At 68.3% G+C, this 19,172-nt stretch carries 21 protein-coding genes and 1 pseudogene; 9 read left to right on the forward strand and 13 right to left on the reverse strand.

From position 1 onward, the window contains the following. Positions 1-100: 100 nt before the first annotated feature. A pseudogene (locus tag ACFPN9_RS12145) lies at positions 101-637 on the forward strand (efflux RND transporter permease subunit); the annotation flags it as partial. A gap of 81 nt (positions 638-718) precedes the next feature. Here ACFPN9_RS12145 and ACFPN9_RS12150 read toward each other — a convergent pair. The 5 genes from ACFPN9_RS12150 to ACFPN9_RS12170 all read right to left on the reverse strand — a co-directional run bounded on the left by ACFPN9_RS12150 (position 719) and on the right by ACFPN9_RS12170 (position 5,388). Further along, complete coding sequence (locus ACFPN9_RS12150; protein WP_067254189.1) at positions 719-1,951, reverse strand: HlyD family secretion protein; 1,233 nt, start codon at positions 1,949-1,951, stop codon at positions 719-721. After that, positions 1,944-2,429, reverse strand: a complete 486-nt coding sequence (locus ACFPN9_RS12155) for a hypothetical protein (protein WP_067254186.1) — start codon at positions 2,427-2,429, stop codon at positions 1,944-1,946. The genes ACFPN9_RS12150 and ACFPN9_RS12155 overlap by 8 nt, the downstream gene beginning before the upstream one ends. A gap of 152 nt (positions 2,430-2,581) precedes the next feature. Beyond that, positions 2,582-4,096 carry an Asp-tRNA(Asn)/Glu-tRNA(Gln) amidotransferase subunit GatA gene (gatA, locus tag ACFPN9_RS12160; protein WP_067254183.1) on the reverse strand — a complete coding sequence of 505 codons (1,515 nt, stop codon included), beginning with the start codon at positions 4,094-4,096 and terminating at the stop codon, positions 2,582-2,584. 127 nt (positions 4,097-4,223) lie between these two features. Then, entirely contained in the window at positions 4,224-4,511 is a 288-nt protein-coding gene (gatC, locus tag ACFPN9_RS12165; protein WP_067254247.1) for an Asp-tRNA(Asn)/Glu-tRNA(Gln) amidotransferase subunit GatC, read from the reverse strand. A gap of 178 nt (positions 4,512-4,689) precedes the next feature. After that, positions 4,690-5,388, reverse strand: coding sequence for a metal-dependent hydrolase (locus tag ACFPN9_RS12170; protein ID WP_067254180.1), 699 nt, complete (start codon positions 5,386-5,388; stop codon positions 4,690-4,692). Positions 5,389-5,548: 160 nt separating this feature from the next. Between ACFPN9_RS12170 and ade the strand changes: the two genes are divergently transcribed. Genes ade through ACFPN9_RS12185 form a run of 3 tightly spaced genes read left to right on the forward strand, consistent with a single transcriptional unit; the run spans position 5,549 to position 7,877 of the window. Continuing rightward, entirely contained in the window at positions 5,549-7,249 is a 1,701-nt protein-coding gene (gene ade / locus ACFPN9_RS12175; RefSeq protein ID WP_067254177.1) for an adenine deaminase, read from the forward strand. Positions 7,250-7,306: 57 nt separating this feature from the next. Next, positions 7,307-7,585: a ribbon-helix-helix domain-containing protein gene (locus ACFPN9_RS12180; protein WP_067254173.1), complete on the forward strand. Its 279-nt coding sequence runs from the start codon at positions 7,307-7,309 to the stop codon at positions 7,583-7,585. Then, positions 7,572-7,877, forward strand: a complete 306-nt coding sequence (locus ACFPN9_RS12185; protein WP_067254169.1) for a type II toxin-antitoxin system RelE/ParE family toxin — start codon at positions 7,572-7,574, stop codon at positions 7,875-7,877. Before ACFPN9_RS12180 ends, ACFPN9_RS12185 begins: the two co-directional genes overlap by 14 nt. A 3-nt stretch (positions 7,878-7,880) precedes the next feature. Here ACFPN9_RS12185 and ACFPN9_RS12190 read toward each other — a convergent pair whose 3' ends face one another. The 5 genes from ACFPN9_RS12190 to ACFPN9_RS12210 all read right to left on the reverse strand — a co-directional run bounded on the left by ACFPN9_RS12190 (position 7,881) and on the right by ACFPN9_RS12210 (position 12,599). Next, positions 7,881-8,861 carry an Ldh family oxidoreductase gene (locus ACFPN9_RS12190; protein ID WP_067254166.1) on the reverse strand — a complete coding sequence of 327 codons (981 nt, stop codon included), beginning with the start codon at positions 8,859-8,861 and terminating at the stop codon, positions 7,881-7,883. Continuing rightward, positions 8,858-9,787 (reverse strand): hydroxyacid dehydrogenase, encoded by a 930-nt coding sequence (locus ACFPN9_RS12195; RefSeq protein ID WP_067254163.1) that lies wholly within the window; start codon positions 9,785-9,787, stop codon positions 8,858-8,860. Before ACFPN9_RS12195 ends, ACFPN9_RS12190 begins: the two co-directional genes overlap by 4 nt. A gap of 26 nt (positions 9,788-9,813) precedes the next feature. Then, a complete protein-coding gene (locus ACFPN9_RS12200; RefSeq protein ID WP_245282370.1) occupies positions 9,814-10,878 on the reverse strand; it encodes a YeiH family protein in 1,065 nt (354 codons plus the stop codon). A gap of 77 nt (positions 10,879-10,955) precedes the next feature. Beyond that, positions 10,956-12,236, reverse strand: a complete 1,281-nt coding sequence (locus ACFPN9_RS12205) for a UxaA family hydrolase (protein WP_082735421.1) — start codon at positions 12,234-12,236, stop codon at positions 10,956-10,958. A gap of 75 nt (positions 12,237-12,311) precedes the next feature. After that, entirely contained in the window at positions 12,312-12,599 is a 288-nt protein-coding gene (locus tag ACFPN9_RS12210; RefSeq protein WP_067254160.1) for a UxaA family hydrolase, read from the reverse strand. 81 nt (positions 12,600-12,680) lie between these two features. Between ACFPN9_RS12210 and ACFPN9_RS12215 the strand changes: the two genes are divergently transcribed. From ACFPN9_RS12215 to ruvX, 3 genes are all read left to right on the forward strand, one after another. Continuing rightward, positions 12,681-13,445, forward strand: a complete 765-nt coding sequence (locus ACFPN9_RS12215) for a GntR family transcriptional regulator (RefSeq protein WP_067254156.1) — start codon at positions 12,681-12,683, stop codon at positions 13,443-13,445. Between the two features lie 81 nt (positions 13,446-13,526). Continuing rightward, positions 13,527-14,498, forward strand: coding sequence for a tripartite tricarboxylate transporter substrate-binding protein (locus ACFPN9_RS12220; protein WP_067992051.1), 972 nt, complete (start codon positions 13,527-13,529; stop codon positions 14,496-14,498). 73 nt (positions 14,499-14,571) lie between these two features. Then, a complete protein-coding gene (gene ruvX, locus ACFPN9_RS12225; RefSeq protein WP_067254153.1) occupies positions 14,572-15,078 on the forward strand; it encodes a Holliday junction resolvase RuvX in 507 nt (168 codons plus the stop codon). A gap of 73 nt (positions 15,079-15,151) precedes the next feature. Here ruvX and ACFPN9_RS12230 read toward each other — a convergent pair whose 3' ends face one another. Continuing rightward, positions 15,152-15,553, reverse strand: a complete 402-nt coding sequence (locus ACFPN9_RS12230) for a hypothetical protein (RefSeq protein WP_067254150.1) — start codon at positions 15,551-15,553, stop codon at positions 15,152-15,154. A 179-nt stretch (positions 15,554-15,732) separates the two neighbouring features. Here ACFPN9_RS12230 and ACFPN9_RS12235 point away from each other — a divergent pair, with 179 nt between their 5' ends. Together ACFPN9_RS12235 and ACFPN9_RS12240 are read left to right on the forward strand one after the other, a co-directional pair. Further along, positions 15,733-16,755 carry an AEC family transporter gene (locus ACFPN9_RS12235; RefSeq protein WP_197432809.1) on the forward strand — a complete coding sequence of 341 codons (1,023 nt, stop codon included), beginning with the start codon at positions 15,733-15,735 and terminating at the stop codon, positions 16,753-16,755. A gap of 258 nt (positions 16,756-17,013) precedes the next feature. Beyond that, positions 17,014-17,169, forward strand: coding sequence for a hypothetical protein (locus tag ACFPN9_RS12240; protein ID WP_156450014.1), 156 nt, complete (start codon positions 17,014-17,016; stop codon positions 17,167-17,169). 58 nt (positions 17,170-17,227) lie between these two features. Here ACFPN9_RS12240 and dprA read toward each other — a convergent pair whose 3' ends face one another. Together dprA and plsY are read right to left on the reverse strand one after the other, a co-directional pair. Continuing rightward, positions 17,228-18,436, reverse strand: a complete 1,209-nt coding sequence (gene dprA / locus ACFPN9_RS12245) for a DNA-processing protein DprA (protein ID WP_067254230.1) — start codon at positions 18,434-18,436, stop codon at positions 17,228-17,230. 16 nt (positions 18,437-18,452) lie between these two features. Further along, positions 18,453-19,076, reverse strand: a complete 624-nt coding sequence (gene plsY / locus ACFPN9_RS12250; protein WP_156450013.1) for a glycerol-3-phosphate 1-O-acyltransferase PlsY — start codon at positions 19,074-19,076, stop codon at positions 18,453-18,455. Between the last annotated feature and the right edge of the window lie 96 nt (positions 19,077-19,172).

The following is a 19,172-nucleotide window of genomic DNA, read 5'->3' on the forward strand; positions in this document are numbered from 1 at the left end:
ACCCCTCGAACGCTTCAGGCCAATCCGGGCTAACCGCTTCAATCCAAACAACTTCAAATTCCCTTAGCGTGTATTAATGTAGAAATGCCCACGGAGCCCCATCATCGCCTTCGGTCTGGCGGTCGTCTTCGTGTTCTTGCTGCTGGCGGCGCTGTACGAGAGCTGGATGCTGCCGCTGGCGGTCATCCTGATCGTGCCGATGTGCATTCTGGCCGCGATGTTCGGGGTCAACTATGCCGGGCTCGACCGCAACATCCTCGTCGATATCGGCCTCGTCGTGCTGGTCGGCCTCGCGGCGAAGAATGCGATCCTGATCGTCGAATTCGCCAAGCAGGCGGAGGAAGAAGGCATGAACCGGCGCGATGCGGCGATCGCCGCGGCGCGGACCCGGCTGCGGCCGATCCTGATGACCTCACTCGCCTTCATCCTCGGCGTGCTCCCGCTGACGATCTCGACCGGCGCCGGCGCGGAGATGCGCCAGGCGATGGGTGTCGCGGTGTTCTCCGGCATGCTGGGCGTGACGATCTTCGGCCTGATCTTCACCCCGGTCTTCTATGTCGTCGTCCGCTGGCTGGCGGATCTGCGCAAGAAGAAAGCCCAGGTCGAGCCCTCGCATCACGCCCCCGCGCAGGGCTGATCCCGGCGGCCAGGCCGGACCGAAGACGCAAAAGGGTCGCTCGCGCGGCCCTTTTCATTTTGGTGCCGGGCCCCGCCCCACTCAGTGCCCGCTCAGCACCAGCAGCTTGACCGGCAGCAGCAGCGCCTGGATGCGCAGCATCACGGCGTGGACGACGCCGGTGGCGTCGACGACGTGCAGCGCGAGCGCCTTGAACGTACCGACCTTGCCCGAGGCGATCAGCTCGTGATTGCTGGAATAGGCGTTGGCGACGCAGCTCGAGCCGGGGAAGACGCCGTCCAGACCGCCCTCGTAAAGCGGCTCGAGGAAGACGAGCACGGTGCCCGGCCGCTGGACCTGCTGGGCATCGACGAGCTGGTCGCCCGCGCGGAACTGCCCGGCCGCGATGAACTCCTGCACGTCGGTCACGACCATCGGGATGATCGTCCAGGGCTTCGAGATGCAGGCGACCTCCGCGGCCATGCCGACCTTGAGCACCTGCGCCTCGAGCTGGCTGAAGCCGGCCTGCAGCGCCTTGCGGCCGGCGGTCGCCGGGATCAGGACGCCGGCCGGCCGCATGAAGGGATTGACCAGATCGCCAATCTGCAGGGCAAATTGCTCGATGTGCCCGGCGACGCCGGCGCGCACTACGGTCTTGGCCAGCTCGACCTCGGCCTGGGCGAGCGCGGCCTCGGCGCTGGCCTTCTCCGCCGGCAGCAGCGCGGCGATGCGGGCCTGCGCCGCCTCGCGCGAGGCGGTGGCGGCGGCGACCGTCGCCTCCCGCCCCTGCACGACGTTCTCGAGCCGCTCGATCTCGCGGGCGGCGACGACATCGTCGTTGCGGCGCTTGAGCTCCTGCTTCGTCCGCAATTCGTCGAGCGCGAGCTGGAGCGAGCTGCGCGCCTCCTGGATCCTGGCCTCGTTGGCGAGGATGTCGACCTTGGCGACGGCGAGCGCCGCCTCGACCTCGCCGACCTTGCGGCGCGCCGCCTCGACGGCCGCCTGCTGCTTGGCGTCGTCGAGCCGGAAGATTGGCTCGCCCTGCCCGACCTTGCCGCCCTGGCGGACATAGATTTCGGCGACGCGGCCGCTGGCCTCGGGCACGATCGGCACCGTGCGGAAGAACAGCGTCGCATTGGTCGTCGAGGGGTGGTTGTAGAAGATCACCGTGATCAGCGCGACGGTGAGCATCAGGCAGCCGACGATGCCCCAGCGCAGCTCGAACCAGACCGAGTACAGCGTGATCTCGTGGCCGAAGCGCTTTCCCTGCCCATAGCGCCGGTAGAGATAGTCCGGCAGGATCGTCAGCAGCGAGCAGATCAGGATCTCAACCATGGGCCGGCGCCTCCGGCTGGGCCGTCCGCGGGGCGGCGGCAGCCGGGCTCGCTGTCGGCGCCGCAGCGATTGGTGGCGGCGGCTCGCCTCCGCCCGTCGCGGCTTGCGGCGGCTCGTCCTCGTCCCGCTCGGGCGGGATGCCGGCGATCTTGTCGAGCGCGCCGGCCATCCGGCGCAGCGGGTTCCAGACGTCGGGGATCTCGATCAGGGCCAGCAGCAGGCCCGCGACCCAGAACAGATGGATATGGGTGAAGAGCGCCAGCAGCCCGAGCACCGCGACGATCTCGAACTGGAGCTTGTGCGCCTTGTGCGCCATCCGCTCCGGCAGCGTGTGCAGGCGCAGGAAGAGCAGGCCGAAGCCGAGCACCGCGCCGACGATGGTGACGCCGGCGAGGATCATCATCGCGTCGGTCTCATGCGGCGCGGTGATGAAGGGTGGCAGGTGATGCGGCGCGGCGGGATGAAGCGTTGCAGCCAAGGCGGGTCTCCAGGCTAAAGCGCCGGAGCCCATCCGCCATGGCGCGCGAGCCAGCGGCATTCCCGCCACCGCCCCGGCCTTGCAACGTCCCCCAACGTCAGGCGATCTGACGCCGATCGGGGAAGGCTGTCAAATGACCGTTCCGTCTCGGCTCAGCCCCACCAGCGCTCGGCGACGGGGAAGCGGCCCGCCGCTTGCTCGATGACCTCGCCAAGGGCAAACAGCGTCTCCTCGTCGAAGGGGCGGCCGATCAGCTGCAGGCCGAGCGGCAGGCCCTGCCCGTCCAGCCCCGCCGGCACGGCGATGCCGGGCAGGCCGGCCATGTTCACCGTCACCGTGAAGACGTCGTTGAGATACATCTCGACCGGGTCGGCCGAGCCCTTCTCGCCGATGCCGAACGCGGCGGAGGGCGTCGCGGGCGTCAGCACCGCGTCGATGCCGGCCGCATAGGCCTCGTCGAAGTCGCGCTTGATCAGGGTGCGGACCTTCTGGGCGCGGACGTAATAGGCGTCGTAATAGCCGGCCGAGAGGACATAGGTACCGATCATGATGCGGCGCTTGACCTCGGTGCCGAAGCCGGCGGCGCGGGTCTTCTCGTACATCTCGACGATGTCCTTGCCCTGCTCGCGCAGGCCGTAGCGGACGCCGTCATAGCGTGCGAGGTTGGAGGAGGCCTCGGCCGGGGCGACGATGTAATAGGCCGGCAGCGCGTATTTGGTATGGGGCAGCGAGATCTCGACGATCTCGGCGCCGGCCGCCTTCAGCCAGTCGATGCCCTTCTGCCAGAGCGCGTCGATCTCGGCGTTGAGCCCGTCCAGCCGATATTCCTTCGGGATGCCGATCTTCATGCCCTTCACCGAGCGGCCGACCGCCTTCTCGTAATCCGGCACGGCGGCATCGACGCTGGTGGTGTCCTTCGGATCGTGGCCGGCCATGGAGCGCAGCATCACGGCGCAGTCGCGCACGCTCTTGCCGATCGGCCCCGCCTGGTCGAGCGAGGAGGCGAAGGCGACGATGCCCCAGCGCGAGCAGCGGCCATAGGTCGGCTTGATGCCGACCGTGCCGGTGAAGGCCGCGGGCTGGCGGATCGAGCCGCCGGTGTCGGTCGCGGTCGCGGCGAGACAGAGATTGGCGGCCACGGCCGCGGCCGAGCCGCCCGAGGAGCCTCCCGGCACGAGATGCGTGCCCTCGACCGCGCCACCCTGTCCGGCCGACACGTTCGAACCCTTCCGGCGCCAGGGGTTCACCACATTGCCGAAGGCCGAGGTCTCGTTCGACGAGCCCATCGCGAACTCGTCGTTGTTGAGCTTGCCGAGCATGACGGCGCCGTCGCGCCAGAGCTGGCCCGAAACGGTCGATTCATAGGGCGGCACGAAATTGCCGAGGATCTTCGAGCAGGCGGTGGTGCGCACGCCTTCCGTCGCGAAGAGGTCCTTGATGCCGAGTGGCAGGCCTTCGAGCGGCCCGGCCTCGCCCTTCGCCAGCTTCGCGTCGGAGGCGGCGGCCTGCTTCAGCGCATGCTCGGGCGTCTCCAGCACATAGGCATTGAGCGCCCGCGCCTTCTCGACCGCGGCGATATGGGCCTGCGTCAGCTCGGTGGCGGAGAAGCTCTTGGCCTTCAGCCCGTCGCGGGCTTCGGTCAGGGTCAGGCGGGTGAGATCGGTCACGGGCAGTATCCGGATTCAGTGAAGGCAGTGGAACCGTCATGGCGAGGAGCGCAGAGACGAAGCCATCCAGGAGCGGCAGCGCTCGACGTCCTCTGGATTGCTCCGCTGACGCTCGCAATGACGGGCGTCACTCGATGACCTTGGGCACCATGAAGTAGTCGTCATCGGCGGCCGGGGCGTTGGCGACGATCTTGGCCGCGATCTCGCCGTCGGTCACCACGTCCTCGCGCTGCTTCATCGCCATCGGCGTCACCGAGGTCAGCGGCTCAACGCCCTCGACATCGACCTCGTTGAGCTGCTCGACGAAGCCGAGGATGGCGTTGAGCTCGCCTTGCAGCTTGGGCAGATCGGCCTCCGGAACGGCGATGCGCGCCAGATGCGCGACGCGTTTGACGGTGGCGAGATCGACCGACATGGCGGACTCCAGCATGGTGGGCGCAAGGCGCCGGATCAGGGTTCGCCGCGCTATAGCAGATGGCGGCGCGTAAGTAAGGGGCAAGTCCCGCGCCGTCATGGTCGGGCTTGCCCCGACCATCTCATGTTCCAGAGATTCTCGGGTCTGCGCTCCGCTTCGCCCGAGAATGACGCTGGCGTCAGATCGTGAACGCCTCGCCCTTCGTCGGCACCAGCGCCTGGATGCCGCTGCCCGCCAGCCCCGCGACGAAGGCGTCGGCATTGGCGTCGATCAGCGGGAAGGTGCCGTAATGGCAGGGAATCGCGACCTGCGGCTTGACGAAGCGCGTCATCGCCAGCGCCGCGACCTTGCCGCCCATGGTGAAGCGGTCGCCGACCGGGCAGATGCAGGCCTCGACACCGTGGATCTCGGCGATCAGCGCCATGTCGGAGAAGATGTCGGTGTCGCCCATGTGCCAGAGCGTCTTTTCACCCTTGGCCTTGAGGATCGCGCCATTGGCGTTGCCGAGCGGTACGGAGACGCCGGCCTCACCCATGCCGGCCGAGTGATCGGCGCGGACCCAGGTGACGCCGAAGGCACCGAGATCGATCGTACCGCCGGTGTTGACCGGCTGGAAGCTCTTGAGGCCTTTCGACGCCAAATGCATGGCGAGGTCGTAATTGGTGATGACGGTCGCGCCCGTGCTCTCGGCGATCGCGAGCGTGTCGCCGACATGATCGCCATGGCCGTGGGTCACGACGATGTGGGTCACGCCCTGCGAGATCGCCGCGACATCGCCCTCGAAGATCGGGTTTCCGGTGAAGAACGGGTCGATCAGGATGACGGCACCATCGATCTCGGCGCGGAAGGCGGAATGGCCGTACCAGGTCAGTTTCATGCGAAGGCTCCTGCGTGGCGATCAGGCGAGATGGGCCGTGGGATATAGATCATCGCCGTCGTGATTGGGATGACATCACGGTGCCAGAATGGTGGCGCAATCGACAAGCGATCGTCAGCCGTGCACCCTCCCCGCCCTGAATGATGCTGGACAGCAACCCATGACCGATGCCGCCACCCTCGCCCGCCGGATCGCCCAGGGATGCGGCGACGAGCCTGCCGACCTCGTGATCCGAGGCGCGAGGCTGCTCGATCTGGTGACGGGCGCGCTGGTGGAATCCGACATCGCGCTCTGTGGCGATACGATCGTCGGCACCCATGGTCGCTATGAGGGCAAGGTCGAGCATGACGCCACCGGGCTGATCGCGGTGCCGGGCTTCATCGACACGCATCTGCATGTCGAATCCTCGCTGGTGACGCCGCTCGAATTCGAGCGCTGCGTGCTGCCCCATGGCGTCACCACCGCGATCTGCGACCCCCACGAGATCGCCAATGTGCTCGGCACCGAGGGCATCGCCTATTTCCTGCGCTGTGCCGAGGCGATGCGGATGGATCTGCGCGTCAATTTGTCGAGCTGCGTGCCGGCGACGCATCTGGAGACCGCCGGTGCGCGGCTGGAGGCGGGCGACCTGACGCCGATGATGGACCATCCCAAGGTGATCGGGCTGGCGGAATTCATGAATTTCCCGGGCGTGATCCATCGCGATCCCGGGTGCCTGGCGAAGCTCGAAGCCTTCTCGCACCGGCATATCGACGGCCACGCGCCGCTGGTGCGCGGCCTGGACCTCAACGCCTATCTCGCCGCGGGCATCCGCACCGACCACGAGACGACGACCGCCGACGAGGCACGCGAGAAGCTCGCCAAGGGCATGGCGATCCTGATCCGCGAGGGCTCGGTCTCGAAGGATCTGCTGCAGCTGATCCCGCTGATTTCGCGCGACGCCTCGCCCTTCCTCGCCTTCTGCACCGACGACCGCAACCCGCTCGACATCGCCGAGGAAGGCCATCTCGATTTCATGATCCGCACCGCCATCGCCCGCGGCGCGGATGTGCTGGCGACCTATCGCATCGCCTCGCTCTCGGCGGCGCGGCTCTACGGCCTGTTCGATCGCGGCTTCATCGGCCCGGGCAAGCGCGCCGACATCGTTCTGGTCGAGGATCTCGCCGCCTGCTCGGTCAAGCGCGTCTTCGCCGGCGGGCGGCTGGTCGGGGACGCCCTCTTCACTGAGCGCGCACCGGTGGCGCCGGTCGGGCTCGGCAGCGTGAAGAGCCGGGCGCTCACCGAGGCTGATTTCCGCGTCGCGGCGCGCGAAGGCGAGACGCCCGTGATCGGCGTGGTGCCCGGTCGCATCATCACCGAGCGGCTGTCGCTGCGGCTGCCCGCCCGCGATGGCGAGGCCCTGCCCGATCTCGATCAGGACGCGGTCAAGGTCACGGTGATCGAGCGCCACGGCAAGAGCGTCGGCATCGCGACGGGCTTCGTCCATGGCTTCGGGATGAAGCACGGGGCGATCGCCTCCTCCGTCGGGCATGACAGCCACAATCTCTGCGTCGTCGGCGTCAACGCCGCCTCGATGGCCGCCGCCGCCAACCGGCTGATCGAAATCGGCGGTGGTTTCGCGGTCGCCGATGGCGGGGTTGTGACGGCGGAACTGGCGCTGCCGGTGGCGGGGCTGATGAGCGACCAGCCCTTCGAGACTGTGCGGCACGGGCTCGAGGATCTGCGCGCGGCGGCCAAGGCGCTCGGCGTCGTGTTGGCCGAGCCCTTCCTGCAGGTCGCCTTCCTGACGCTCCCGGTGATCCCGCATCTGAAGATCACCGACAAGGGGCTGGTCGATATCGATGCGTTCGACTTTGTCTGACTGTCGCGACAGCAGCTCGGATGCTAAAATCGCGAGAGGCGACAGAGGAGATCCACGATGGATGATCCGAACACGACGCTGACGGTCACGCTCGGCGATCTCGCCGAAAAGGTCGAGGAGCGGGTCCGCTCGGGTGAATACGACTCGCCGAGCGACGTGGTGCGCGCCGGGCTCGAAGCCCTCGCCCGTGAGGAACGGGCGTTCGAGGCCGAGTTGAAGCGAAAGGTCGAGGAGGCGCTGGCCGATTCGCGGCCTTGGCTTTCGGCCGACGAGATGTCGAACCGGATGCGCGCTTACCATCAGGAGCGACTGACCAGAGCCCGTGACACCGTTTGAGCTGAAGCTCAGTCCACGAGCCGAAGACGATCTGCGCTCGATCTATGACTGGATTGCGGAGCGATCGAGCCCGCAGACCGCCGACCGCTACATCCAGCGCATCGAGACGACCTATCGCGCCCTGGTCGAATTCCCGATGCGCGGAACCCAGCATGACGATCTGCTGCCAGGCTTGAGGATCATCGGCATGGAAAGGCGGGTCACCATTGCCTTCCGCGTCGTCGGAAACAGGGTCGAAATCCTGCGCATTCTCTATGGGGGGCGCGACGTCCAGGCCGCCTTGGATACCTGATCGTCAGGAGGAGAGCAGTTCCTCCGGCATCTCGATCCCTTCCGCCCGCGCCTTGGCACGCAGCGTCAGGCGGCGCACTCCCGGCAGGCGCGTGCCCTCCTGTGCCTCGATGGCGTGAACCAGCGCGCGCATGCGCTCGTCGAACCAGTGGCCGCCCATGGCGTGCGGGTCGATGGCGAGGATGAGCTGGCCCGTATCGGGCGGGCCGCCTGCCGCGTCGAGGAAGGAGGAGGCCTGGAAGCCGAAATGCGCACCGACGAGCGCCGCAGCCAGGATTTCGACCATCATCGCCAGCGTCGCGCCCTTGGCGTCGCCGAGCGGCACCATGGTGCCAGCGAGCGCGGCTTCCGCATCGGTCGTCGGCTTGCCGTGGACGTCCAGCGCCCAGCCCTCGGGGATGGCCAGGCCCTTCTGCTTGGCGGCGACGATCGGGCCGCGGGCGACCTTGGACAGCGCCATGTCGATGACGACCGGCTCCCGCCCGGCGAGCGGGGCGGCGAAGGCGATCGGGTTGGTGCCGAAGACCGGCTTGGAGCCGCCCCAGGGCGCGATCGCGCCCGGCGTGTTGGCGAAGAGCATGGCGACGAGGCCCTGCTCGGCCAGCCGCTCGACATGCAGGCCGGCGGCGCCGCAATGGTTCGAGCGGCGGATCGGCGCGGCCACGATGCCCTGCTCGCGGGCGAGATCGGGGATTTCGGCGATGGCGAGGTCGATCGCCGGATAGGCGAAGCCGTGGCCGGCATCGATCGCCAGCACGCCGGGCTTCGGCCGGCTCGCCTTGGGCACGACCTGCCCGTCGACCTTGCCGGATTTCAGCATGGCGAGATAGGTCGGGACGCGCGACAGGCCGTGGCCTTTCAGCCCGTCGGCCTCGGCCATCACCAGCGCCCAGGCGACGGAGGCCGCATTGGCCGGCGACGCGCCCGCCGTGGCGAAGATCTCGGTGAGGCGCGTTTCGGCGTTCTCCAGAGACAGCCGTGTCATGCCCGGCCCTCCAGCGCCGCCATGACCCGCTCGGCCACCAGCCCGGAGACACGGCCATTGGATTCGACCGTGTTGCCGGCGATATGCGGCGTCAGGATCAGGTTGGGGACATCGGCGAAGAGCTTGCCGGCGCCGCGCAGGGGCTCCTCGGCGAAGACGTCGATCGCCGCGCCGCCGAGCTTGCCGGCCTTGAGCGCTCCCACGAGAGCCGCCTCGTCCATGATGCCGCCGCGCGCCGCGTTGATCAGGATCGCATCCGGCTTCATCCGGGCGAACGCGTCCTTGCCGATCAGTCCCTTGGTCTCGGGCGTCAGCGGCAGATGGATGCTGATCACGTCGGAGGTCGAGAGCACGGCGTCGAGCTCGAGCCGCTCGGCCGAAGCCCAGGCGGGATGGTCGGCCGGGACGTAAGGGTCGTAGGCCGCGACCGTCATGCCGAGCAGGCGGCCATGGGCCGCGGTGTCGCGGGCGATGGCGCCGAAGCCGACGAGGCCGAGCCGCTTGCCGGCGATCTCGCGGCCGATCAGCTTCGTCTTCGGGAACTCGCCCGCCACCATCGCGGCATTGGCGAAGTAGGCGCCGCGCAGCAGCATCATGGCGCTGCCGATGACGTATTCGACGACGGAGAGGCTGTTGGCCCCCGTCGCCGGGAAGACCTTGATGCCGCGCGCGTCGCAGGTTTCCATGTCGATGTTGTCGAGACCGACGCCGAGCCGGCCGACGACCTTCAGCTTCTTTGCCGCCGCCAGGACATCGCCCCTCACCTGCGTCTGGTTGCGGACGATCAGGGCGGGGACATCGGCGACGAGCTTCGCCAGTTCGTCGGGCTTGCCGAAGAGATCGGGGTCGTGATGGACGCTGTAGCGGGCGCTGAGCATGGCGACCGCCGCCTCGTCCATGAATTCCGTGATGACGATGTCGGTCATGGCAGGCGCCTTTGCAGCTATGACGGTCAGCCCAGTGCGAGCAGGCTGCCGGTGACGATGACGAGGATGACGAGGCTGGTGCCGGTGACGAGGGCGAGATGGCGCCAGCCGAGCCGCGCCATGGCGCCGAGCGAGGTGCCCAAGCCCAGCGCCGCGATGGCGATGAGCAGGCCCCAGGTCGAGATGGAGAGCAGCATGGTGCGGATCGGCTGATAGAGGTCGGCCAGCGCCGGCTGCGTGGCGAGCAGGCTGTTCACCAGGCACAGCACCAGGAACATGATGGCGAAGACGGGAACCGGGACCTTGGCCCTTGCGGCGACGTCTCCCGCGCGCTTGGCATCGTCATGGACCAGCCACCAACCGACGATCAGCACGGCCGGTAGGAGCAGGAAGACGCGGAACAGCTTGACGATGATCGCCGCATTGGCGGCCTCGACCGAGACCGCCTGCCCCGCGCCGACGACCTGCGCCACGTCATGGATGGTGGCGCCCAGCATGATGCCGGTCTGGGAAGGCGAGAAACCGAGCCAGACACAGATCAGCGGATAGGCCAGCATCGCCACCGTCGAGAGCGCATTCATCGCGATGACGGTGAAGGCGACGTCGGCGGCCTTGCTCCTGTAGTCGGGCACGACGGTCGCGGTGGCGAGCGCGGCGGAGGCGCCGCAGACGGCGGTGGCGACGCCGCCGAGAGCGCCCATGCCCGTCTCGCGGCCGAGCCAGCGCGCCAGCAGGAAGCCGGACAGGATGGTAGCCGCCATGGCGACGATGACGAGCAGCGCCGTCGTAAGGCCGAGCGCGACGATGTCCCCCAGTGCGACGCGCAGGCCGAGCAGCGCGATCGCCCAGCGCAGCATCTTCTTGACGCAGAACGTCATGCCGGCCTGGAAGCGCGGCGCATTGGCGAGGGGGTGCAGCACCATGCCGATGATCAGCGCGATCACCACGGCGGGGATGCCGAAGCGGCCGCCGGCGGCGGACTTCACCAGCGGCTCGGCGAGATAGGCCGCGAGCGCCACCACCGCGGAGAGCACGATGCCGTCGAGGAGCGGCCGCCAGGTGGCGAGCCGGGTCGTCGTCGCGATGGACAAGGCTGGGGGCTCCCGAATGACAGGCCGGAGCGGAACGGGGCGCCGCATCCGGCGGCGCCCCGGCTGTTAGCAGCGGCTCAGGCCGAGCGGTAGAGCTTGGTCATCGAGAATTCGCGGTGCCCCAATGCTTCCGCCGCAGTCAGGCGGCCATTGGCCGTGCGCACGATGTTCTCGATCAGGGCATCGCCCGCCTGCGGGATCGTCATGTCGCGGCGCAGGATGCCGGACACGTCGACGTCGATATGCTCCGGCATGGTGCGCATCGTCTTCGGGTTGCCGGTGATCTTGATGACCGGGACGATCGGATTGCCGATGACGTTGCCCTGCCCGGTCGGGAAGGTGTGCACGACATAGCCGCCCGCCGCCATCAGGGTCACGCATTCGGCCGCGGCCGAAGAGGTGTCCATGTAATAGAGGCCCGGCCCCTTGGTCGGCGCCTCGGCCGGCTGCAGGATGTCGATAAACTTGCACTCGCGGCCGATCTTCTCGAGATTGCCGAGCGCCTTCTCCTCGATCGTGGTCAGGCCGCCGGCGATGTTGCCCTTGGTCGGCTGCGAATCCGAGAGATCGTCGGTCTTGTGGGCCTCGATGACGTCGTCCTGATAGGCCTTCCACATCTTGTACCAGCGCTCGCCGACCTCCGGCGTCGCCGCACGGGCCTTGCAGAGATGTTCGGCGCCGGTGATCTCGGAGGTCTCGCCGAAGACGCCGTAGACACCGCGCGGGATCCACTTGTCGTACATGTTGCCGACGGTCGGGCAGGAGGAGAGGCCGGTGGTCGTGTCGGACTCACCGCACTTGGTCGAGACCCAGAGTTCCTCGATGCCGCATTTCACGCGCTGAAGCTCGGTCGCCCACTGGACGAATTCCTTGGCGACATAAGAGGCGCGAGCGATGGTCGAGATGTCGCCATGGCCCTCGATGCCGAAGCCGACGACGGGCTTGCCGGTCTTGGCGATGCCGTCGACGACGCGCTTGGTCCAGCCGTCCTCGATGCCGATGACGACGACCGCCGCGACGTTCGGGTTGGAGCCCGTGCCGATCAGCGTGCGGAAATGCAGTTCGAGATCCTCGCCGAACTGCAGGCGGCCATAGGCGTGCGGGATCGCCAGCGTGCCCTTGACGTTGTTGGCGACGGCCTCGCAGGCGGCGTTGGAGAGATCGTCGAGCGGCAGCAGCAGGACGTGGTTGCGCACGCCGACGCGGCCGTTCTCGCGGCGCCAGCCGAAGAAGGAGTCGAGGCTGCGGCCGGTGGGGCGGCGGACGACGGGGGTCTTGAACTCGGGAGCCTCGATCTTGCGGCCCTTGACCCGGGCGAGCTTGCCTTTGACGAGATCGAAATTGGCGACGATCGACATGGGGTGTTTCCTCTTTTGCTTGGCGGGCTCGACCCTGCGGGAGCCCCTGGCGGCGCGATCAGAACAGCGAAGCGCTCACCAGCGCTTGGTCTTGGCGTTGTGGACGTGCAGATGCTCGCCCTGCTTCACATCGGCACGGGCCTCGCCGATGTCCTGGCCGTATTTCCAGATCGTCTCGCCCTTCTTGATGTCCTTGAGGGCGACCTTGTGGCCGATCGGGATGTCCATCTTCGCGGTCAGGCGGAAATCGGAATTGTCGTGTGTGACCACGCACAGCATGTCGGTGCCGGCCTTCAGACCTTCGACGACGACGACGCCGACAGTGTCCTTCTTCTCGTGGACCAGGAGGTGGGGCTTGCTCATCGGGGTTTCCTCGCTGCGCTCTCTCCGGCCCGCTCCAATTCAGGACTCGACCGGCCGTGCGACAAGTCTTATATAAGACATATGACCGAGTACAAGCGCGAAATCGCGCTTCCCTCCGAACCGGCCGGCGGTGCCGAAATCCTGGGCTTCCGGCCGCTTTACCGGCAGGTGAAGGACCATTTCGTGCGCCGACTCGTCGACGGAGTCTGGGCTCCCGGAACGGCCCTGCCGAGCGAGGGGCAACTCGCGGCCGAGCTCGGCGTCAGCCAGGGAACGGTCCGCAAGGCGCTCGACGAACTCGCGGCGGAGAACCTGCTGGTGCGCCGGCAGGGGCGCGGCACCTTCGTCGCCGAGCATGACGAGCAGCGCATCCTTTTTCAGTTCTTCAAGCTGGTGCCGGATGATGGCGCGGCCCGCTTTCCTGACAGCACGGTGCTGGCGACGGAAAGTGCCGAGGCCGATCCGGCCGAGCGTCAGGCGCTCGCGCTCGAAGTCGGCGAGACGGTGCTGCGGATTCGGCGCTTCCGCTCGCTCGGCGACAAGCCGGTGATCCTGGAGACGATCAGCCTGCCGGAGCGGCGCTTTCCCGGCCTCGCCAACGGGCCGATCCCGAACAATCTCTACAGCCTGTTCGCGACCCGCTACGGCGTGACGGTCGCCCATGCCCGTGAGAAGCTGAAGGCCGTGGCGCTGTCGCCCGAGGAGGCCCGCCGCCTCGGAACGGCCGCCGGCACGCCTGCCCTGCTGATCGACCGCCTCGCGCTGTCGCTCGAGGGCGCCCCCGTCGAACGACGTCTTAGCCTGTGTCTGACCGAGGAGGCTCACTACCAGTCCGATCTGCGCTGACGCGTTCGAGGTCCCTGAACTTTCCCACAAAGCCGACGAAGAGCGGCCGTTCACCACGACCCATGGAGGATACGCATGAGCATGACCAAGAGAGCGGCCTTGGCCGCGTTGCTGTCGGTAGGCCTGGCCGGCCCGGCGCTGGCGCAGAGTTTCCCGACCAAGCCGATCACCGTGATCGTCTCCTTCGCGGCCGGCGGCCCGAGCGACGTGATCGCGCGGTTGCTCGGCGAGCAGATGAGCAAGTCGCTGGGCCAGCCCGTGGTGGTCGAGAACGTCGCCGGGGCCGGCGGCACGGCGGGCGCCAAACGGGCGGCCGCGGCCGAGCCGGACGGCCATACCATCCTGATCCACCATCTCGCTCTGGCCGCGGCGCCGGCGCTCTACAACAATCTCGGCTACGACACGAAGACGGCCTTCGCGCCGATCGGTCTCGTCAACACAGGCCCGATGGTGATCGCCGGCAAGCTCGCCCTGCCGCCGACGGATGCGAAGTCCTTCTTCCCCTACATCAAGGCGAACGCTGAGAAGCTGACGGTGGCGCATGCCGGCGTCGGCTCGAATTCCCATCTTTGCGCCGTGCTGATGTCCCAGCAGCTCGGCGCCAAGTTCAACCAGGTGGCCTATCGCGGCACCGGCCCCGCGATGAACGACCTCGTCGGCGGGCAGATCGATGTCCTGTGCGACCAGTCGACCTCGGCGATCCCGCAGATCACCGGCAAGAGCATCCGCGCCTATGCGGTCACCTCGGCGCAGCGGCTCGACGTTCTGCCAGACGTGCCCACCATGGCGGAAGCCGGCGCCAAGCTCGACATGACGATCTGGCACGGGCTGTATGCGCCGAAGGGAACGCCCGCTCCCGTGCTCGACAAGCTCAACGCGGCGCTCCGCACGGCGCTGAAGGAGCCTTCGGTCATCGAGAAACTGAAGGCTTTCGGGACGAGCACCTTCCCCGAGAGCGAAATGACCCGCGAGGCCCATGCCAAGCTGTTTGCGGCCGAGATCGACAAGTGGGCGACCTCGCTGGCTGCGGCCGGCGTGAAGCCGCAGGGCTGAGCAGGCCCGGCCATGCCCGCCCCGCCTGCCTGCGCCGCTCGCCACCTGCGGCGGCGCATGCTAGGGGCCGGCTATGTCCAGCAATGTCGTCACGCTCGAAGCCTTCACAGCCCTGCCCGATCATGCACGGCTACTCGGGCTCGACCTCGGCACCAAGACGATCGGGCTCGCGCTCTCCGACGTGGAGCGCCAGATCGCGACGCCGCTCGAGACGATCAAGCGGGTCAAATTCACGCAGGACGCGGCGGCCTTGCTGCAGATCGCGGCGAAACATGGCGTCGTCGGGCTTGTCGTCGGCCTGCCGCTGAACATGGACGGCACGGAGGGGCCGCGCGTGCAGTCGACGCGGGCCTTCGTGCGCCACCTCGTACCGCTGACGCCGCTGCCGATCCTGTTCTGGGACGAGCGCATGTCGACGCTGGCCGTGACGCGCACCCTGCTCGATGCCGACGCCTCGCGCGCCAAGCGGGCCGCCGTCGTCGACAAGATGGCGGCAGCCTACATTCTCCAGGGCGCGCTCGACCGTCTGGCGCGGATCGAGAGCGCAGCCGCAGAGGACGCCGATCCCGACCAGCCCTGACGGGCCGCTTCGCCGCGCATGAAAAGCCCGCGCGTTGGCACGCGCGGGCTCTCCGACCGATTGTCGACGACGGTCAGCGATGGTCGCGGAAGTCGTAGGGCCGGTAGTAGGGGCGGTAGACCGGCGCCGGGGCGTAGACGGGAGCGGGCGCATAGACCGGCGCCGGGGCGTAGTATCCGTCGTAGTAAGGATCGGCATAGGCCCGGCGCTGCGAAGCGACGACCGCCGCGCCGAGGATGCCGAGACCCACGCCGGCGGCGATCGCTGCGCCACGGTTGCCGCGATGCCAGCCGCCCCGATATCCGCGGTAGCGATACTGGCTGTACTCGGCCTGTGCCTTGTCGAGGCGAGCCGGATCAACACTCACAGGCGCTCCCGCGGGGGCACCGGCGGCCATGGCCGGCGCGGTGAAGCCGGCGGAAACGACGCTCAGCGAGGCGAGCGCGACGATGGCGGTCTTCCTCAGCGACATCATGGTGGATCTCCTGTCTGCGGGGACGGCCCCGATTGCGAGGCAGTCTCGTCCCCAGCGGTTGAATGCGGCGTGAACCGATCGCGGCCGGATTGCGGCAGACGCAACGCCACCCGAAGGCAGCGTCCTTGCTCGACGCCGGCGGCCATGAAATGGAAGGCGGAGTTTCCGCTGCGGATGCCATGGCCGTCCGCGACATCAACGGCCCAAGGCCGGGCCGGTTCCCGTCCGGCAATCGCTACCGCCGGGTTCCGCCGGGCGGCCCCGCCTCTCCTCTCCTTGCCGAAGCCATGCTGACCAGCCTGATTGCCGTCTTCCTCGTTATCGCAACGGGCTGGTTCCTGAAGGTCCGCGGCATCGTGGGGCCGAGCCACTGGCTCGGCGTCGAGCGGCTGACCTATCAGGTGCTGTTTCCGGCCGTGGTGATCCATACGCTGGCCGTCGCCGATCTCAGCCGCCTGCCGGTGCTGGCGATGGGGCTGAGCCTGGTCCTCGCCATCCTGATCGTGGCCGCCCTGCTATTGCTTTCGCGCCCCATGCTGGCGCGGGCGGGGATCGACGGACCCGCCTTCACCTCGATCTTTCAGGGCTCGGTCCGCTGGAACACCTTCGTCGCGCTCGCGCTCGCCGCGGGCCTCCAGGGTCGCGACGGCACGACACTTATGGCGATCGCGGTCGCGGCGATGATCCCGCTCCTCAACGTCATGTGCGTGCTGGTGCTCTCGCGCTTCGCCCATGGCAGGCCGATGGGGCCTCTCGCGACGGTTCGCTCGATCGCCTTCAACCCGTTCATCTGGTCCTCGGCCGTCGGTCTCGTGCTGAACCAGTGCCAATGGATGCTGCCCGCCGCGATCGTCAGCTATCTCGACGTGATGGGGCGGGCGGCGCTGGGCGTCGGCCTGCTCGCCGTCGGCGCGGGCCTCGACCTACGCAGTCTCGCACGGCCGCGTACGGCGCATCTGGTGGCGGTCACCACCAAGCTGGTGGTGATGCCGCTGCTGGCATGGACGATAGCGCGCCATCTCGGACTGAACGGCCCGGCCCTGACGATGACGGTGGTCGCGGCCTCCGTGCCGACGGCGACGGCAGCCTATTTCCTCGCCCGCGATCTCGGTGGCGATGCCCCGCTGATGGCCGAGATCACCACCCTCCAGACGCTGCTCGCGCTGGGAACGCTGCCGCTCGCGGTTCTTTTCCTCGGCTGACGCCACCATATGCTTGAGATTGCCCCGAACTACTCGCTATGATTGCACCCTGTCGTGCCGGTGGGGGCGCGGCGCCTTCGCCGGGCTCAGCCCGGCTCGAGCGGAGATGCGTTGGGGATGAGGGGCAAGGGACAATCCGGGAGCACTCCGGCGTCGGCATCGGCAGGAAACCGGGACGAGGAGGAGCGCGGCGCAGGGACGACAAATCTGCCAGTTCAGGTGCTGAGAAGCCCGCCTCCGCGGGCCGCCCAGTCGGAAGTGGCCGGGTATATCGAGGTTCTGGTCGCTGAAATGCGGCTGATGGCGCAGACGGCCCATCTCGAAAGCCTCGCCTATTTCCTCGAAATGGCGCGTCTCGAGGCCGCGATCCAGGCCCGCCATCTCGCCCGCTGCGGCGGCGAGCGCGGTGGCTGAGCCGCGGCCGGACCGCCGGGCCCGTTTCGCCTTCTGGTTGCAGCCGCCGTGCCGGCGGTCAGTCCGGTGTTCGCGACAGCGCACCGCCCGGATGGCGCAGCACGACGCCATCGAGCTCGAGGTCCAGCACGGTCCGGCTGACCTCGCGGACGGAGCAGCCGCTGGCCCGCACCAGATCGTCCAACGAGACCGGTGCTGGACCCAGCAGAGCCAGGACGCGGCGGCGGAGGCCTTCGGAATCGCCCGGTACGGCTCCGGCGTCCTGCGTCACGGGCGCCGGCTCCGGCCAGAGCGCCAGTGGTGCCGGCTCGATGCCGGGTAGATCGAGTTCGTCCCAGAGTGGCTGAGACGGCGTCTCGCCGGCGCCGTCCCGCATCGTAGCCACGGGCCGAAGCAGCGCGTCCTCGCGACCGACCAGCGGCGCCAGCGCCTCGATCACATGGGCCGCCTCGGCACAGAGCGTCGCGCCCTCGCGGATCAGGTGATTGCCGCCTTCGGCACGGGGATCGAGCGGCGAGCCGGGTACGGCGAAGACGATGCGGCCCTGCTCGTTGGCGAAACGGGCGGTGATCAGCGAGCCCGATTTCCGCGCCGCCTCGACCACGACCGTGCCGAGCGACAGCCCCGAGACCAGACGGTTGCGGCGGGGAAAGTCGCGGCCGCGCGGGGCCAGCCCGAGCGGCATCTCGCTGACCGCGGCTCCGTCCTCGACGAGCCGCTGCAGCAGCGGGATATTCTGAGGCGGGTAGACCTCGTCCAGCCCGCCGGCGAGGACAGCGATCGTGCCCGTGGCGAGGCTGGCTTCATGGGCGGCGGTGTCTATGCCGCGTGCCAGACCCGAGACCACGACGAAACCCGCCTCCCCGAGATCGCGCGCGAGCCGCGCCGTGAATTTGAGCCCGGCGGCCGAGGCATTGCGCGAGCCGACGATCGCGACGCACGGGCGCAGCAGCACCTCGCTCCGGCCGAGCACGGCGATCAGCGGCGGAGCGGTATCGATCGCCTGGAGTGCGTTCGGATAGGCGGCCTCGCCCAACGCAACGAGGCGGGCGCCGCGGCGGCGCACCCCCTCCATCTCTCGCTCGGCTTCGGCCAGCGGGCAGATCCGGACGGTGCGGCCGGCCTGGCGTGCGAGGTCGGGCAAAGCCTCGATCGCTGCCGCGGCACCGCCGAAGCGGTTCATCAGCGAGCGGAAGGTGCGTGGCCCGACGCTTTCGCTGCGGATCAGCCGCAGCCAGTCGAGACGCTGGCGATCGCTGAGGACGATGCCAGCCATGGGCGCCTCAGCCCTTCTGCCCGATCTTGCCCTCGCGGCCGGCGAGGAGGCGGGCGATGTTGCTTCGGTGCATGAACCAGAGCAGCAGGGTCAGCACCGCCATCAGCAGCGCCGCACGGGCATCCCGCACCCAGAACAGCAGCAGAAGCGGGGTGAGCAGGCTCGCCACCAGCGCCGATAGCGACGAATAGCGGGTGAGATAGGCGATGCTCAGCCAGATCGCGGCGAAGATCAGCGCGATCGAGCCTTTCAGCGCTATCAGGATGCCGAGGAAGGTGGCGACGCCCTTGCCGCCCTTGAAGCGCAGCCAGACCGGAAAGAGATGGCCGAGGAAGGCACCGAAACCGGCCACCAGCCCGGCCTCGCGCGAGCCGAACAGCGCGGCGGCGAGCAGCACCGCGGCCGTACCCTTCAGCATGTCGCCGAGCAGGGTCAGCGCGGCCAGCTTTTTGTTGCCTGTGCGCAGCACATTGGTCGCGCCGATATTGCCAGAACCGATGCTGCGCAGATCCGGCCCGCCTGTCAGCCGGGTCAGAATCATGCCGAAGGGAATCGAGCCGAGCAGATAGCCGACGACGAGCGCTGCGCCCGCCACCGCCCCCGTCAGACCCCAGTTCAAGATCTCCGGCATGTGCCATCCCTGCTTCGTCCCGGCGCCTAGATGTAGAGCAGGAGCCACGCCGAGGGAAACGCCCGTTTGCCGCCTCGACGAGGACGGCTCATTCGC

Source organism: Allobosea massiliensis, assembly GCF_042655245.1.
In the GTDB taxonomy this organism is placed as follows: domain Bacteria; phylum Pseudomonadota; class Alphaproteobacteria; order Rhizobiales; family Beijerinckiaceae; genus Allobosea; species Allobosea massiliensis.